The organism is Umezawaea sp. Da 62-37 (genome assembly GCF_032460545.1).
Taxonomy (GTDB): domain Bacteria; phylum Actinomycetota; class Actinomycetes; order Mycobacteriales; family Pseudonocardiaceae; genus Umezawaea.
Genome location: NZ_CP135965.1, coordinates 10,587,240 through 10,601,540, shown reverse-complemented (window position 1 = coordinate 10,601,540; position 14,301 = coordinate 10,587,240). Strand labels below are relative to the sequence as shown.

The 14,301-nt window shown below is 71.3% G+C and carries 17 protein-coding genes and 1 pseudogene; 13 read left to right on the top strand and 5 right to left on the bottom strand.

Going from position 1 to position 14,301, the window contains the following annotated elements:
* Positions 1-11 precede the first annotated feature (11 nt).
* Entirely contained in the window at positions 12-1,277 is a 1,266-nt protein-coding gene (locus RM788_RS47655; protein ID WP_315927766.1) for an HNH endonuclease, read from the top strand.
* Here RM788_RS47655 and RM788_RS47650 read toward each other — a convergent pair.
* Positions 1,274-1,962: pseudogene (locus tag RM788_RS47650) on the bottom strand (histidine phosphatase family protein). The gene RM788_RS47655 and the pseudogene RM788_RS47650 sit on opposite strands and share 4 nt — an antisense overlap.
* A gap of 44 nt (positions 1,963-2,006) precedes the next feature.
* Complete coding sequence (locus tag RM788_RS47645) at positions 2,007-3,023, bottom strand: sensor histidine kinase (RefSeq protein ID WP_315927764.1); 1,017 nt, start codon at positions 3,021-3,023, stop codon at positions 2,007-2,009.
* On the opposite strand from RM788_RS47645, the gene RM788_RS47640 reads away from it, so the two are divergent.
* The 6 genes from RM788_RS47640 (at position 3,009) to RM788_RS47615 (ending at position 6,770) form a co-directional block, all read left to right on the top strand.
* Positions 3,009-3,290, top strand: a complete 282-nt coding sequence (locus tag RM788_RS47640; protein WP_315927762.1) for a hypothetical protein — start codon at positions 3,009-3,011, stop codon at positions 3,288-3,290. The two genes, RM788_RS47645 and RM788_RS47640, sit on opposite strands and share 15 nt — an antisense overlap.
* 9 nt (positions 3,291-3,299) lie before the next feature.
* Positions 3,300-4,244, top strand: coding sequence for a threonine ammonia-lyase (locus tag RM788_RS47635; protein ID WP_315927760.1), 945 nt, complete (start codon positions 3,300-3,302; stop codon positions 4,242-4,244).
* A 137-nt stretch (positions 4,245-4,381) separates the two neighbouring features.
* On the top strand, positions 4,382-4,684 hold the full coding sequence (locus RM788_RS47630; RefSeq protein ID WP_315927758.1) for a putative quinol monooxygenase: 303 nt from the start codon (positions 4,382-4,384) through the stop codon (positions 4,682-4,684).
* Positions 4,685-4,719: 35 nt separating this feature from the next.
* On the top strand, positions 4,720-5,472 hold the full coding sequence (locus tag RM788_RS47625; RefSeq protein ID WP_315927756.1) for an AraC family transcriptional regulator: 753 nt from the start codon (positions 4,720-4,722) through the stop codon (positions 5,470-5,472).
* An 87-nt stretch (positions 5,473-5,559) separates the two neighbouring features.
* Complete coding sequence (locus RM788_RS47620; protein WP_315927754.1) at positions 5,560-6,183, top strand: ClpP family protease; 624 nt, start codon at positions 5,560-5,562, stop codon at positions 6,181-6,183.
* Positions 6,180-6,770 (top strand): ClpP family protease, encoded by a 591-nt coding sequence (locus RM788_RS47615; RefSeq protein WP_315927752.1) that lies wholly within the window; start codon positions 6,180-6,182, stop codon positions 6,768-6,770. The genes RM788_RS47620 and RM788_RS47615 overlap by 4 nt, the downstream gene beginning before the upstream one ends.
* 4 nt (positions 6,771-6,774) lie before the next feature.
* Here the strand turns inward: RM788_RS47615 and RM788_RS47610 are convergent, their stop codons facing one another.
* Positions 6,775-7,119: a helix-turn-helix domain-containing protein gene (locus RM788_RS47610; protein ID WP_315927750.1), complete on the bottom strand. Its 345-nt coding sequence runs from the start codon at positions 7,117-7,119 to the stop codon at positions 6,775-6,777.
* A gap of 116 nt (positions 7,120-7,235) precedes the next feature.
* Between RM788_RS47610 and RM788_RS47605 the strand changes: the two genes are divergently transcribed.
* Positions 7,236-7,817 (top strand): helix-turn-helix domain-containing protein, encoded by a 582-nt coding sequence (locus RM788_RS47605; protein WP_315927748.1) that lies wholly within the window; start codon positions 7,236-7,238, stop codon positions 7,815-7,817.
* A 91-nt stretch (positions 7,818-7,908) separates the two neighbouring features.
* Positions 7,909-8,760 (top strand): class I SAM-dependent methyltransferase, encoded by an 852-nt coding sequence (locus RM788_RS47600; RefSeq protein WP_315927746.1) that lies wholly within the window; start codon positions 7,909-7,911, stop codon positions 8,758-8,760.
* A 3-nt stretch (positions 8,761-8,763) separates the two neighbouring features.
* On the opposite strand, the gene RM788_RS47595 is transcribed toward RM788_RS47600, so the two are convergent.
* Positions 8,764-9,600 (bottom strand): NmrA family NAD(P)-binding protein, encoded by an 837-nt coding sequence (locus RM788_RS47595; protein WP_315927744.1) that lies wholly within the window; start codon positions 9,598-9,600, stop codon positions 8,764-8,766.
* A 111-nt stretch (positions 9,601-9,711) separates the two neighbouring features.
* Here RM788_RS47595 and RM788_RS47590 point away from each other — a divergent pair, with 111 nt between their 5' ends.
* The 3 genes from RM788_RS47590 to RM788_RS47580 all read left to right on the top strand — a co-directional run bounded on the left by RM788_RS47590 (position 9,712) and on the right by RM788_RS47580 (position 11,640).
* Complete coding sequence (locus RM788_RS47590; protein WP_315927742.1) at positions 9,712-10,338, top strand: TetR/AcrR family transcriptional regulator; 627 nt, start codon at positions 9,712-9,714, stop codon at positions 10,336-10,338.
* 67 nt (positions 10,339-10,405) lie between these two features.
* Complete coding sequence (locus tag RM788_RS47585; protein ID WP_315927740.1) at positions 10,406-10,879, top strand: MarR family winged helix-turn-helix transcriptional regulator; 474 nt, start codon at positions 10,406-10,408, stop codon at positions 10,877-10,879.
* Positions 10,880-11,022: 143 nt separating this feature from the next.
* Positions 11,023-11,640, top strand: a complete 618-nt coding sequence (locus tag RM788_RS47580) for a hypothetical protein (RefSeq protein WP_315927738.1) — start codon at positions 11,023-11,025, stop codon at positions 11,638-11,640.
* 53 nt (positions 11,641-11,693) lie between these two features.
* Here RM788_RS47580 and RM788_RS47575 read toward each other — a convergent pair whose 3' ends face one another.
* Positions 11,694-13,691 carry an alpha/beta fold hydrolase gene (locus RM788_RS47575; protein WP_315927736.1) on the bottom strand — a complete coding sequence of 666 codons (1,998 nt, stop codon included), beginning with the start codon at positions 13,689-13,691 and terminating at the stop codon, positions 11,694-11,696.
* 151 nt (positions 13,692-13,842) lie between these two features.
* Here RM788_RS47575 and RM788_RS47570 point away from each other — a divergent pair, with 151 nt between their 5' ends.
* On the top strand, positions 13,843-14,292 hold the full coding sequence (locus tag RM788_RS47570) for a YybH family protein (protein ID WP_315927734.1): 450 nt from the start codon (positions 13,843-13,845) through the stop codon (positions 14,290-14,292).
* Positions 14,293-14,301: the final 9 nt, after the last annotated feature.

Below are 14,301 nucleotides of genomic sequence, written 5' to 3'. Positions count from 1 at the left end.
GACATCACCCGATGGAACTGTCGTTCATGGTTGTTCGGATGGTTTTGACCAGCGGTCCGCAATATTATTGGGGTATGGACGAATTGGGGCTGCTTGACGACGCGGGGCTGATGGATGCCCTGCGTGTCGAGGTTGAGCGCGCCCGTTCTGCACATGCGTCGGTGTTGGCGGTGTTGGCCGAGGCGCGGGCTCGTGGGTTGGAAGTCCGGTCGGGGTATCGGAACTTGGCGGAGTTGGTCAAGCACGTGGTGCGGGTGGATATCGGTGAGGCGAAGCGGTGGGTGGCGCAGGCGTCTGCGGTTTTCCCATCGGTCACACCGACCGGTGCCGTGGTGGTTGTTCCACTGCCCATGGTGGCGGAAGCCATGGCGGAGGGTGTGTTGTCGTCGGCGCACTTGGATGTGCTGGTGGGGGCGATGGTCGGGTTGCCCGCCGAGGCCGAACGGATCCTGGTGGATGTGGCCCGCTCTGCTGAGCCCGCGAGTGTGCGGGCGGTGGCCGCTAGTATTCGGGCGCGGATCGACCAAGACGGTGTGGAACCTGATGACCGCGAACTGGCCCAGCCGCTGAACCTGCTGCATCTGCGGATGAAAGCGGATGGTCGGGTGGAGTTCAGTGGGCGGTTGGGTGCTGAGCAGGGTGGGTTGTTGCGGGCGTTGATCGGGCCGTTGGCCAAGCCGCACTCTGCCGACGCCGCCGGCCCGGACACCCGCACTCTGCCGGAGCGTCAGGGTGACGCGTTGGCGGATGTGCTGAACCTGGCGTCGCGGTCGCGGGATCTGCCGATCGAGGCCGGGGAACGTCCGCACGTCACGGTGACCATCGACTACAAGACCCTGGTGACGGGTGCCGGGACCGCGATCCTGGGTGACAGCAGCGTGATCAGCGCCGGCGAGGCTCGTCGGATCGCGTGCACCGCCGGGATCATCCCCGCCGTGCTCGGTGAGCGCAGCGAGGTGTTGGACATCGGGCGGATGTCACGCCGATTGACCCCGCACCTGCGACGCGCGTTGCACCTGCGGGATGGCGGATGCGCCTTCCCGATGTGCGACCGACCACCGAATTGGGCCGATGCCCATCACATCCAGGAATGGCACCAAGGCGGGGACACCAGTGTCGACAACCTGGTGTTGCTGTGCCGCCGCCATCACGTGCTGATCCACCACAGCGAATGGGAGATCCGGATGTCGGGCGGGCTCCCGGACTTCCACCCGCCCGCGTTCATCGATCCTCTTCGGAGGCCATTGCACAACGCGGTGCGAAGACTCGCGGGCTAGATGGGCAAGTCCAAGGGTGACATGTCGAGATGGCGGGTGTCGCCGAGGCTGACGACCTGGCGGCTGTGAAAGTAGTCGTCTTCGCGCAATGTGGTGATGCTGCCTGACGACACCCGGAAGTGCACGTGGCTCAGCGACTCGATCGGCATCCCGATCCAGTACGCGACGACGAACGTCAGGGCCCCACCGTGCGTCACGACGACCTGGTGCTCGCACGGGCGTCGCAGAATCTCGTCCATGGCCGCGTAGACACGCCGCGCGACTGCCCCGGTGGTCTCCGCGCCCGGCACCCCCACGTCGTGCCCCAGCCGGTCCCCGATGGCCGGCGGCGGGACGAACCGCTGGTCCAACCACTCCTGCGGCCGTCCCTCCGCAACGCCGTAGACCTCTCCCGCAGCCGGCGGTCCTCGATCGGTTCCACGCCGAATGCCTTCGCTGTTTCGTCGGCCGTGCGGCGGGCGCGTCGCAGGTCCGAGGAGATCACTTCCACCTCGGCGTCGTCGGGTACCCCTGCTCGCAACGCCGCGGCGATGGCGACTGCCGCGCGGATGCCGGCGGGTGTGAGTCGCGAGTCATGCCATCCGCCCACCACCCCCTCGACGTGGTGCGTGGCCTCGGGGTGGGTGATGACGTAGATGCTGCGCACCAGTGCGTGCCTTTCTGTCTCATGGGGAAAATCCGCCATCAAGCCGATGTCCGACGACCGAGGCGACTCGACGGCCGGCCGCACTACCGCACACCCCTCCTACCCGGAAACCGCACAACGAACACCGCTCCCTCCCCGAAAGTGCTCGTCACCGCCACCGACCCGCCGTGCGCTTCGGTGAGCTTGCGGACGATCGCGAGCCCCAGTCCGCTGCCACCGGTGCCGCGGGTGCGGGACTTGTCGGCGCGCCAGAACCGGTCGAACACGTGCGGCAGGTCCTCGGCCGGGATTCCGCCGCCGGTGTCCGACACGGTGATCAGCATGTCCGAACCGTCACGGGTGGCGGTCAACGACACCGATCCTCCCGCGGGCACGTGGCGCACCGCGTTGGACAGGAGGTTGTCGAGGATCTGCCGCAACCGCACCGGATCGGCGTGGACGACGAGGTTCGGGGCGACGGTGAGCGACAGCGCGACACCGGCCTCGGCCGCGCGCGGTTCGTGGGCCGCGCGGACCTGGTCGAGCGCCTCCGCCACCGGTACCGGTTCGACGACCAGGCGCAGCGCGCCCGTGTCCGCCATGGCCAGGTCCTGGAGGTCGTCCACGACGTGCTGGAGGATGAGCGCCTCCTCCAGCAGCAGCGCCGTCAGTTCCGGTCCTCCGTCGCTGATGCCGTCCTCCGCGGCCTCCAGCCACCCGCGGATGTTGCTCAACGGGGTGCGCAGCTCGTGCGCGATGTCGCTGACCATCGCCTTGCGCGCCCGCTCCAGCCGCACGCGGTTGGCCGCCATGGTGTTGAACGCCCCGGCCAGGACGGCGACCTCGTCCTGACCGCTGACCCGCACCGGCGGCGCGTCGCCACCGGCGGACATGTGCTGCGCGGCCGCGGTCAACGTCCTGAGCGGGCGGGTGATCCGCGCGCCCACCAGTGCCGTCACGGCCGCCGCGACGAGCAGCACCGCGCCCGCGGCTCCGGCGACCTGCCAGCCGCTGCCGGACAGGGAGGTCGCGGTGGTGGGCGTGCCGGACGGGGAGGACAGGTACAGCAGGGCGGGTGGTGCGACGTACGGCGCGAGCTGCTCCTTGTGCGAGGCGGCCACGCAGCCGGCGACGGCCGGTTCGTCGGGGATCCCCTGGCCGCCGCTCTGCTCGCGGGCCGGGGTGAAGTCAACCCGGAGGCGGTCGACTTCGCCAACCGGGTGGTGCAGTGCCTGCGGGAGAAGGGTGTCCGGTACGTCGAGGTGGTGAACGACCCCGGCGAGTCCACCGTCTCCTACGCGTTCGGCGGGCCCAACAACGACTCGGAGTCGATCACGCTGGGCCTCGACCACGCCGAGGAGTGCGAGATCGCGTCCTCGACGAAGTAGGGTCGCGGCGTGCTGAAGACGCGCCTGGATCTCGACCGGATCCGCGCGGCCCGCCGCGTGATCGACCCGGTGTACCTGGACACGCCGCTGTACCGGTGCGACTCGTTGAGTCGACGCCTCGGCTGCGAGGTGAGCGTCAAGCTGGAGACGGCGAACCCGGTCCGCAGCTTCAAGGGCAGGGGCACCGAGCTGGTGACCGGCAGGCTCGTCGGGCAGGGGGTCGTGTGCGCCAGCGCGGGGAACCTGGGGCAGGCGCTCGCCTGGTCGGGCGGGCGGCGCGGCCTCGACGTGACGGTGGTGGCGTCGCGGTGGGCGCCTGTGGTGAAGCTCGACCGGATCCGTGCGCTGGGCGCGACGCTGGAACTCGTGGACGGTGACATCGAGACCGCGCGCGAACGGGCCTCGACCATCGCGCGGCGACGCGGCATCCGCCTGCTCGAGGACAGTCTGGATCTCGAGACCTGCGAGGGGGCCGCCACGATCGGGCTCGAGTTGCCGGGTGGGGTGGACGCCGTCCTGATCGCTTTGGGTGGTGGGGCGATGGCCACCGGGGTGGGGTACGTGGTGAAGAGCCTGTTCCCCGGTGTCGAGGTCGTCTGCGTGCAGCCCGCGGGGGCGCCCGCGATGACCCTTTCGTGGCGTGAACGGCGGGTCGTGACCACCGGGTCGACCGGGACGATCGCCGACGGGGTGGCGGGGCGGTACCCGATTCCCGAGGTGCTGGACGACCTGCTGGCGGTGGCCGACGACGCCGTGCTGGTGGAGGAGTCGTCGATCATCGCGGGGATGAGGTTGTTGTTGGAGCACACCGGGTTGGTCGTCGAGCCCTCGGCGGCGCTCGGTGTCGCCGCCGTCCTGGAGGACCGCGATCGTTTCGCCGGCCGCCGCGTCGTGACCGTCATCTGCGGGGGCAACGTGGACTTGGACGCCTACCGGGGATGGGTCTACGGGTGATCAGCTCGGGCGGGCGTGATCGGCTGTCCGGTAGGAGCGTGAAGGTGTCCGACCGGCGGCGGCGGTCGGGGTGGGCGGCGGGTGAGGATCTTCGTACGCCATCCGCGGCAGCCACTGCCCCGATCGAGGAGATCACCTTGTTCATCGCCATCGTCGACTTCAGCACGACCCCCGAAGACCGTCCGGCGGCGCTCGCCCAGTTCGATGCCGAGCGCGACGCGGTTCGGGCGATGCCCGGCAACCTCGCCTTCCAGGTGCACGCTTCGCGTGAGGACGGTGGGCGGATCACCGTCGTCCACGAGTGGGAGGACGACGCGTCCTTCGACGGGTACCTGGGGTCCGGGTCGTTCGCGCGGTTCGGCGAGTGCGTTCGGCCGATGATGGTCGGGGCGCCGGTGAGCAGGCGTTTCCGGGCCGAGTTGGTGGACGTGGTCGGCTGACGGGCTCGTATGATCGGCGCTGTGCGAGGCCGTCGATGACCCGCCTGGCGCACAGCTTCGTCCGGACGTTCGCGGCCGGACCGGCGCGTGATCTCCAGGTGGAGCGCCACTACCTGCTCTGCGCCTCCGCCGGTGCGCTCCGGCTGGAGGCGGAGGGCAGGGTGTGGGTGCTGCCGCCTGCCAGGGCCGCTCTGATCGAGGCGGGCAAACCGATCCGGGTGAGCATTCCGCGACCGGTCACGACCGCGTCGGTGCTGTTCGACACGGGGTTCGTCCCGGTGCCGCCCGCGCCGCTGACCGTGTTCGACCTCAGTCCCCTGGCCCGGAACCTGGTGGCCGAGTGCCGTGAGTGGGGCGAGGGCGACGAGCCGCTCACGGCGTACGCCCGGACCCTGTTCGCCGCGCTCGCGGCGGTGACCTGGCGGCTCGCCGAACAGCCGAGTCCGGTCGTCGTGCCGACAGGTCGGTCGCCGGAGTTGCGGCGGGCCCTGCGGCTGACCGAGGAGCGGCTCGGGGGCCGGGTGCGGTTCGAGGAGGTGGCGGACGAGGTCGGGCTGGCGCCGCGGTCGTTGGCCCGCCGCTTCTCCGACGAGACCGGCATGACCTGGCGGGCGGCACTGCGGCGGCTCCGCCTGCTGCGGGCGATCGAGGAACTCGCCGCGAGCGACACGCCGGTGACGAGCATCGCGTTCATGGTCGGCTACTCGTCCCTGTCGGCGTTCAACGCCGCCTTCCAGGAGCTGACCGGCCGCACCCCCACCGACTACCGGGCGAGCTTCCGGCCCTGAGGTCCACAGTGGATGGTCCGCCGAGAGCTGATCTGCTCACAGCAGCAAAATCCGCGCGGTGCGGCGGGACCACGGCATGGTCGGGGCATGACGAACCACGAAAAGCAGCCGCAGTTCGACCACCGGCTCCGGGAACGGTTGGTGGGCCAGCGCGTCCTGGTCCTCGACGGTCCGCTCGACGACGACAACGGGACGGTGCTCACCACCCAGCTGCTGTCCCTGGCGAGCGAGGACCCGCGCAAGGACATCGCCCTGTGGATCCACTCGCCGGGCGGCTCCGTCCCGGCGATGCTGGCCATCCGCGACGTGATGCGGCTCGTGCCGTGCGACGTGGCCACGCTCGCGCTGGGACTGGCGTGCAGCGCGGGGCAGTTCCTGCTGTCCGCGGGGACGCACGGCAAGCGCTTCGCCCTGCCGCACGCCCGCATCCTGATGCACCAGGGCTCGGCGGGGATCAGCGGATCGGCCGTCGAGGTCGAGGTGCAGGCCGACGACCTGCGGCACATGCGGGACACGGTGCTCGGGCTCATCGCGCAGGACACCGGCCAGCCGATCGACCGGATCTTCACCGACTCGCTGCACGACCGCTGGTTCACCACCGCGCAGGCGCGCGAGTACGGCTTCATCGACCACATCGTCACCGACCTCGACCAGGTCGTGCCCGTGCGCACCCACGCGCTCGGCCTCAGCACGGCGGGAGCCCGCGCATGAGCACCTACACCATCCCCAACGTCATCACCCGCAACTCCGGTGGCGAGCGGATCATGGACGTCTACTCGCACCTGCTGTCGGAGCGGATCGTCTACCTGGGCACCGCGATCGACTCGGGCGTGGCGAACGCGCTGATCGCCCAGCTGCTGCACCTGGAGGCGGACAGCCCCGAGCGGGAGATCAGCCTGTACATCAACTCCGAGGGCGGCGACCCGTCCGCGATGCTCGCGCTGTACGACACCATGTCGTTCATCAAGGCGCCGGTCGCCACGACGTGCGTCGGCCAGGCCGTCGCCGCCGCCGCGGTGCTGCTGGCCGCGGGCCAGCCCGGCCACCGCTTCGTCCTCCCCCACACCAGGGTGGTGCTGCACCAGCCGGCGGCGCAGGGCCGCGGCACCATCCCCGACCTCATCCTCCAGGCCGACGAGGTGGTGCGGGTGCGCACCCAGCTGGAGGGGATCCTGTCGAAGCACACCGGTCGCGCGGTCGCGGACCTGCGCCACGACACCGACCGCGACCGGGTGTTCGACGCCACCAGCGCCGTCGCCTACGGGCTCGCCGACCACGTCCTGGACAGCAGGCCCTGAGACCTCAGGCGGCCATGAGCACGGGTCCCGCGGGACGTCCGGCGGCGCGACCCGCGCCGTGGTGCCGCCGGACCGAGCCCGCGATGCCGACCAGCAGGTCGGCCAGCTCGACACCCAGCGCGCCCGTGACCGCCGCGATCATCTCGCTCGACGGCTCCTTGCGGCCGCGTTCGATCTCCGACAGGTACTGCGGCGAGATCCCCGCCCGCTCCGCGACGTCGACCAGCCTGCCGCCCTGCTCCTCCCTGGCCGCCCGCAGGCTCCGGCCCAGCACCTCGCGCCACAGCGGCTCGGGCTCGCGATCCGGTGCGGCGTGGCGCTTCTGCTGGAAGGGGAGGATGTCCGCCATCCGGACATCCTGACATCGACGGGTGGCCGCGGGCACGCGGTTCGCTGCGGGCGGAACGCGGAGCCGCCTTGGGCGACCACGGCCGCGCCTTGCTGCCACGGCATACTCTCGTGCCCATGACGCAAGAGGACGACGAGCTGGACGGTCTGGTGCGCAAGCGCGTCCGCGCCCTGAGGTTGGCGCACGGCTGGTCCCTGGACGACCTGGCCGCGCGTGCGCGGATCAGTCCGTCCTCGCTCAGCCGCATCGAGAACGGCGGGCGGCGCCTCGCGCTGGACCAGCTCGTCACCCTCGCGCGGGCGCTGGACACCTCGCTCGACCAACTGGTCGAGACGGCCTCCGACGACGTGGTGTCGAACCCGAGGATCGACGGCGGCCACGGGCAGATGCGCTGGCCCGTCAGGATGGATCCCGGCATGACGGTCATCCGCCAGCGGATGGTGGACCCCCCGCCGGACAACCTCGCGCGCCTGCGCGCCCACCCCGGACGCGAGTGGCTCGTCGTCCTGTCCGGCACGGCCGTCCTGCTGCTGGGCAACCGCCGCTTCCGCGTGGAGACCAACCAATCCGCGGAGTTCCCCACGATGCTGCCGCACGCGATCGGCGCCGAGGGAGGACCGTGCGACGTCCTGGGGATCTTCGACCGCGACGCCCGCCGGGGGCACCAACCCTCCTCCGAGGAGCAGCCGCCGTGCTGACCCTTGCGCGCAAGGCGACCGGAGCAGCGACCTTCTTGCCGGATTGGCAAGAGGCCGTGCGTCCAGCGCATGGTCGACCTATCGTGGCGGCATGACCCACACGCACCACGACCACCAGCACGGCCACGGCCACCAGCACGACGACGGCCAGGCGGAGGTCCTCGACCTGGACGCCGAGGTCCTCGCGGAGCACACCGCGTCCATCACCGCGTGGCTGCCCGTCACGGCGAGCCCGCGGCAGATCGTGGACCTGGGGTGCGGCACCGGCACGGGCACCTTCGCCCTGCTCACCCGGTTCCCCGACGCGCACGTGACCGCCGTCGACTCCTCGGTGGACCACCTGCGCCGCCTGCGGGAGAAGGCGGGCGCGGCAGGCGTCGCCGACCGGATCCACACCGTGCTCGCGGACCTCGACGCGGACTGGCCGGACCTCGGCACCCCCGACCTGGTGTGGGCCTCGGCGTCCATGCACCACATGGCCGACCCCGACCGCACGCTGCGCCAGGTCCACGACACCCTCGCGCCGGGCGGGCTGTTCGCCGTCGTCGAACTCGCGGGCTTCCCCCGGTTCCTGCCCGACCACGTCCCTGAGAACCGTCCGGGCCTCGAAGAGCGCTGCCACGTGGCGAGCGACCGCTACCACGCCGAGCACGTCCCCCACCGCGGCGCCGACTGGGGTCCCAAGCTGACCGCCGCCGGGTTCACCCTCGACGGCGTGCGCACGATCACCGTCCACATCGAGCAGTCCGGTTCGGAGGCGATCGGCCGCTACGCGCTCAACAGCCTCCAGCGCCTGCGCGGCTCCGTCGCCGACGCGCTCCCGGCCGACGACCTCGCCGCGTTGGACGAACTCCTCGACGCGGACAGCCCGCACAGCGTCCTGCGCCGGGACGACCTCGTGGTGCGCACCGAGCGCAGGGTGTGGGCCGCGCGCCGCGCCTGAGACTCAGGAGAACGCGGCGGCGTGGTCGACGACGAACTGCTCGAACGTGCGCGCGGGCCTGCCCAGGATCGACGGGACGTCGTCGGTGACCCAGTCGGAGTCGCCTTCGGCGAACAGGGAGAGGGCCTGGGCGTTCATCCCGGCGATCACCTCGGGCAGACCGGCGTCGACCATCGCCCGCTTCTGCTCCTCGAACGTGAGCGGGCGGAAGGTGATCGGCCTGCCGAGCACGGTGGTGAACACCGCGGCCGCGTCGGCGTACGAGATCGACTCGGGGCCGGTGGGCCAGTAGGTCCTGCCCCGGTGCGCGGCGGGCGAGGCGGCGATCTCCGCGGCGACGGCGGCCACATCGCGCGTGTCGACCATGCCGACGCGACCGTCGCCCGCCGACGAGCCGAAGCCGTTCGTCGCGGCGATCGCGGGGGCGAGCATCAGGAGGTTCTGCATGTAGGCGTTGTTCCTCAGCAGCGTATAACCGAGCCCCGAGGCGATGAGGCCGTTCTCGATCTCGGTCTGGCCGCGCCGCCGCGGGATCGGCGAGTCGGCCGAGGCCTTGCTGGTGATCTTCACGACGTGGTCGACGCCCGCGCGGACGGCGCTGTCGACCACGGCCAACTCCTGGGCCGGGATCGCCGGGCTGACGAGGACCACGGTCGAGACGCCCTTCATCGCCACGTCGACGGTCGCGGGCGCCTCCAGGTCCCCCTGCACGACCTCCACGCCCGCCGGTGAGCCCAGCTTCTCCGGGTGGCGGGCCAGGAGCCGCACGGGCAGTCCACGCTCGGCGAGCAGTCGCGCGGCTTCCGCGCCCACCTTGCCGCCGGTGGTGATGAGGATCATGGGTCGTCTCCTGTCGGCGCGAGAGCGGGGGCGTCCCGCAGATTTAGAGTACACCCGATTTTTAGAGTCAACTCCACGATTTTTCGCTCCCACCCCCACTACGCTGAACGCATGGCAGGCCCCGGAATCCGCGAGATCAAGAAGGCGCGCACCCGGCGGCTCATCGCCGACACCGCGGCCCGCCTGTTCGCCGAGCACGGCTACGAGAACGTCTCCGTCGGCGACGTGGCGCGCGCGGCCGAGGTCGCCGAGCAGACGGTCTACAACTACTTCCGGTCCAAGGAGCACCTGGTCACCGATCGCGAGCAGCAGATCCAGGACCGGCTGTGCGAACTGGTCCGCTCCCGGCAGGCGGGCACGAGCCCGGCTGCGGCGATCCGCGACTTCACCCTCCGGTCCGTCGCCGCGATCCGCGACGTCCCACCGGAGGTGTGGCGCGGCGAACTCGGCCACCTGGCCGCCGTCAGCCCCGCCGTCCACCGGTTGGCGCTGGAACTGACCGACCGCCAAGCCGCCGCGCTCGCCGACGCCGTCGCCGACACCACCGCCGTCACGCCGGAAGTGGCCCGGCTGCGCGGGATCGCGCTCGCGGGCGTGTTCCGGATCATCATCGGCGACGCCGGTCGGCGCACCCGCGAGGGCCAGGGCCAGCAGCGGATCGCCGACGAGCTGTACCCGGTGGTCGAGAACGTCCTCGACGAACTCGACCGCTGGTTCAGCGCCGCGGGAACACCGTGACGGTCAGCGGCGACGCCCCCTGGACAGCAAGCGGTTAACCTGTCAACCAAGGCGGTAGGCTGGGGTGATGAGCGACCCGCGATGGCTCGACGAGCGCGAGCAACGGGCTTGGCGCAGCCTCATGGCGATGCACGCGGGCATGTCCGAGCACCTCGAACGGCGGCTGCGCGTGCGCCACGGCATGTCGGACGCCGACTACCAGGTGCTGGCCCACCTGTCGGAGTCGCCGGAGGGCCACCTCCGGTCGTTCGCGCTGGGCAACTCGATGCGCTGGGAGAAGAGCCGCCTCTCGCAGCACCTGACCCGCATGGAGAAGCGGGGTCTGGTGCGCCGCGAGCGGTGCGACGACGACCACCGGGGAGCGGAGATCGTCCTCACGCCCGCGGGCCGGGACCTCATCGAGGCGGCCGCGGCCCCGCACACCGCCGACGTGCGCGACGTGCTGATCGACCACATCACACCCGAGCAGATGGACGTGCTGTGCGAGATCGGCGACCGGGTGCGGGCCCGGCTCGCCGCCATCGCCCAGCGCGAGGACTGAGCCGACACCAGAACAAAGTGGAGGGTGCGGGGCAACGCGACCGGCTATTCCCGCGTCTACCACCCGGACGCGAATCGCGTCGTGGACACGCGGTTCCGCAGGGGTATCAACGCGGAACCGCGACTTCGAGGGGGAACTCGATCGTGAAAAGAACTGCTGCGCTGCTGCTCGCGCTCTCCGCGTCCGTCGCGTTCGCCGCACCGGCGAGCGCCGCGGACCAGGTGACCGCACAGGCGGACCTCGACGGGAACGGCGTCCTGGACACCGTCACCGCCGAGACCATCGCGGGCAACGGGAACGAGCAGCTCCTGACCGCCACCATCCAAGGCCTGCGACTGACCGCCCTTGCGCCACTCGACTCGCACGTGGGGATCCAGCCGCTGCGCGTCGTCGACCTGAACGACGACGGCACGGACGAGGTCGTGGTGACCCAGTCGGTCGGCGCGAACACCGTGGGGTTCGGCGTCTGGGGGTTCTCCGGCGGCCTGCGTCCGGTGACCGGGACGACCGGCTCGGCGCTGAAGCTGTGGGAGGGCGGTGGCATCAGCGCCCTCAACGGGTACGGGTGCGAGAACAGCGGTGACGGCCGCGTGCTCGTCGCCGTCGACGCGCGCCTGACCAACCAGCCCAAGGGCATCTACACCGGTAAGCGGGTCACTTACACCGTCGAGAACGGGGTGGCGACCGAGACGGCACGCACGTCGGTCGCCGGACCGTGGGACGCGCCGGGTTTCCAGGCCGACCCGGACGCGTGCGCCTGAGGTAGAACGACGCCTGCCGCACCCGTCGGTGTTCCGACGGGTGCGGCGGCACGTCAGGCGAGCGGAACGTCCGCGGTCGGCGCGAGTCCACTGTGGATTCGCGGGGAGAAGCCGAGTGCCACCAGGGCGAGGTTCGCCGCCGCGGCCGCTCCGATGACGGCGGTGACCGGGGCCACGAGGCCGGGAAGCGCCCAGGAACCGAGGAACGCGCCCACGAGCGCCGCGCCGACCGATGCGGCGAGGCAGGTGCGGCGGATCTGGAGGGGCAGGGCGCGGCCCGCCCAGGCGAGGTAGGTACCGGTGCCGATCAGCAGGCCGACGCCGGGCGCGATGACGGTCGCGCCGGCGACGAAGTCGTCCGGGTTGACCGTCCACACCAGCAGCACGCCCAGGAACCAGCCGCCCAGCCCCAGCGGGACCACCGTGAGGACGCGGAGCCAGACGCCCGCCCGCGGGCCGAAGCCGCCGCGCTTGCGACGCCCGCGGACCATCAGGCCGAGGATGAGCAGGGCCAGCACCACACCGCCGAGCACGACACCGACCAGCAGCTCGGCGATCGTGGACATGCTCAGCGGCACGGCCCCGAAGTCGACCGGCCGGGTGTCGAACTCCGAGCGGTCGACCTTCCCGGTGTCGTAGAACGTCGTCAGCAGGTGCTTGCTCGCCTCCGGCCGGTGCTCCCAGAAGTCCGCGGTGTGGCCCAGTTCCGGCAGGATCACCTGCTGCCCGTGCGTCAACGACGGCAGCAGCTCCTCCGTCGCCAACCGCGCCGGGGTCGAGAAGTCCACCGCGCCGCTGACCAGCAGGGTCTCGACGTCGCTTGGTCGCACGGTCCGGTACTCGGCGTTGTCGGGGCTGTCCGGCCACACCGTGGAGACCCCCGACGGCCCCGCCCACAGGAAGTCCGACGACGCGTTGCCCAGGATCGAGCCGGGATCCCCGCCCGCCGCGTAGTAGGCCTGCGCGGCCGGTGCGTCGATCATCGCGAACGACGCGAACTCACCCCAGACGATCGAGGTGGGCAGCGTGACGTCGCCGAGGAACGACATCGCCCACAGGGCGCCGGTATCGCCGCTGAGGTAGGCGTCGATCAGCGTCGGCGCGTTGTTCGGCGCCGAGCCGGGACCGTTGTGGTGCATGGCGTACTGGCTCAGGACGCGGACGTTGGTGTCCTTGATCCGGAACGGGCCCCAGCGCTCGGGGATGTCGGCGGCGACCTCCCGGACCGTGGCCGCGAGGTCCGGCGTGCGCGCGGCGCAGCCCGCGTCGACGCGGCACAGGTCCGCGTACCGGGCGAACTGCGAGTCGGTGGTGCGCGGGTCCCAGAAGAAGTGGCCGGGCGGGTTGACCGACACCATCGCGGACCGGCGCAGCGAGTCGGGGTGGCGCCAGGAGTAGACCATGGCGGTGCGCGTCCCGGCGCTGGAGCTGAGCAGGTCGATCCGCTGGTAGCCCAGGGCGGTGCGGGCCGACTCCATGTCCTCGACCCGGTCGACCACCCCGTAGCTGGTGAGGTCGACGCCGTCGCGGGTCAGCCGGTCCGCGCACAGCGTGAACGCACGGGTGGTCGCGGGCAGCGCCTTGGCGCCGGTGAGGTCGTCCGAACCCTGCATCGCGTCCGCGACCTCGGGGCAGTCCAGGCGGCGGGACCCGTCGACGCCCCGGTAGCCGACCAGGACCACGTCGTGGTCGTCGGTCAGCCTGCTTGCCTCCGGGAAGGTCATGTTCGTGGCGCCGGGCCCGCCTCCCAGCCGGAAGACGGGCTCGCCCGGCCGGCTCGAGGTGGCGCGGATCCGGGTCACCGGCAGCGCGATCAGCTCGGACGACGGGTCGCCCCGGTCCTCGGGCACGACGAGCGTGCCGCAGTCGGCCTCGACGGACCCGGACTCGGTGGCGTACTCGCAGCTTTCCAGGGAGATCGACCCCGCGGCCGCGCCGTCGGGCACGGCGGGGGTCCGCTCCCCCCGCACGGTCAGGTAGCCGAGGGAGAGGAGGACGCCGCCGGTGATCACGAGGGCGACGACGCGGGAGGTGGGCTTGGACAGGGCCATGGGGGAACCGTAGGAATTCCGGGCCGCCCGATCTTCCCTCCGCGGGTTTACGACCTCTCCCCCGCCAGGGTGACGCGCACGGGGAGGAAGACCGGGACCGGTTCGTCCACCTCGGACGAACGGCCGGAGCGCCGACCGGGAGAATCCCCGCATGCCCACGACAGCCAGCACCATCGACCGGTTCGTCGACTGCTTCAACCGGCAGGACCTCGACGAGGCCATGTCGTTCTTCGCCGAGGACGCCGAGTACCTGCCCGGCGACGGGAAGACCCACCGCGGCCACGCCGGAATCAGGGCGGCCTTCGAACCGCTGTTCTCCGGGAAGTTCGGCCTCATCACGTTCGACGAGCACGACCGGCTCATCGACGAACCGGCCCGCCGCGCCGCCATCCGCTGGACCTGCCGCCTCGACTTGGCGCCGCGGCACACCCGCGGCACGAAGTCGGTGCTGCGCCGGTTCCTCCGCGCGGTCTACGGGAGCCGGATGAACTGGGAGGGCACCGACATCTTCCACTTCGACGAGGAGCTGCGAATCACCGGGAAGTACACCTACGGCAGCTTCCGCCGCCCGATCATGAACCGGGAGAAGGCGACCGCCTGACCGCCCGGC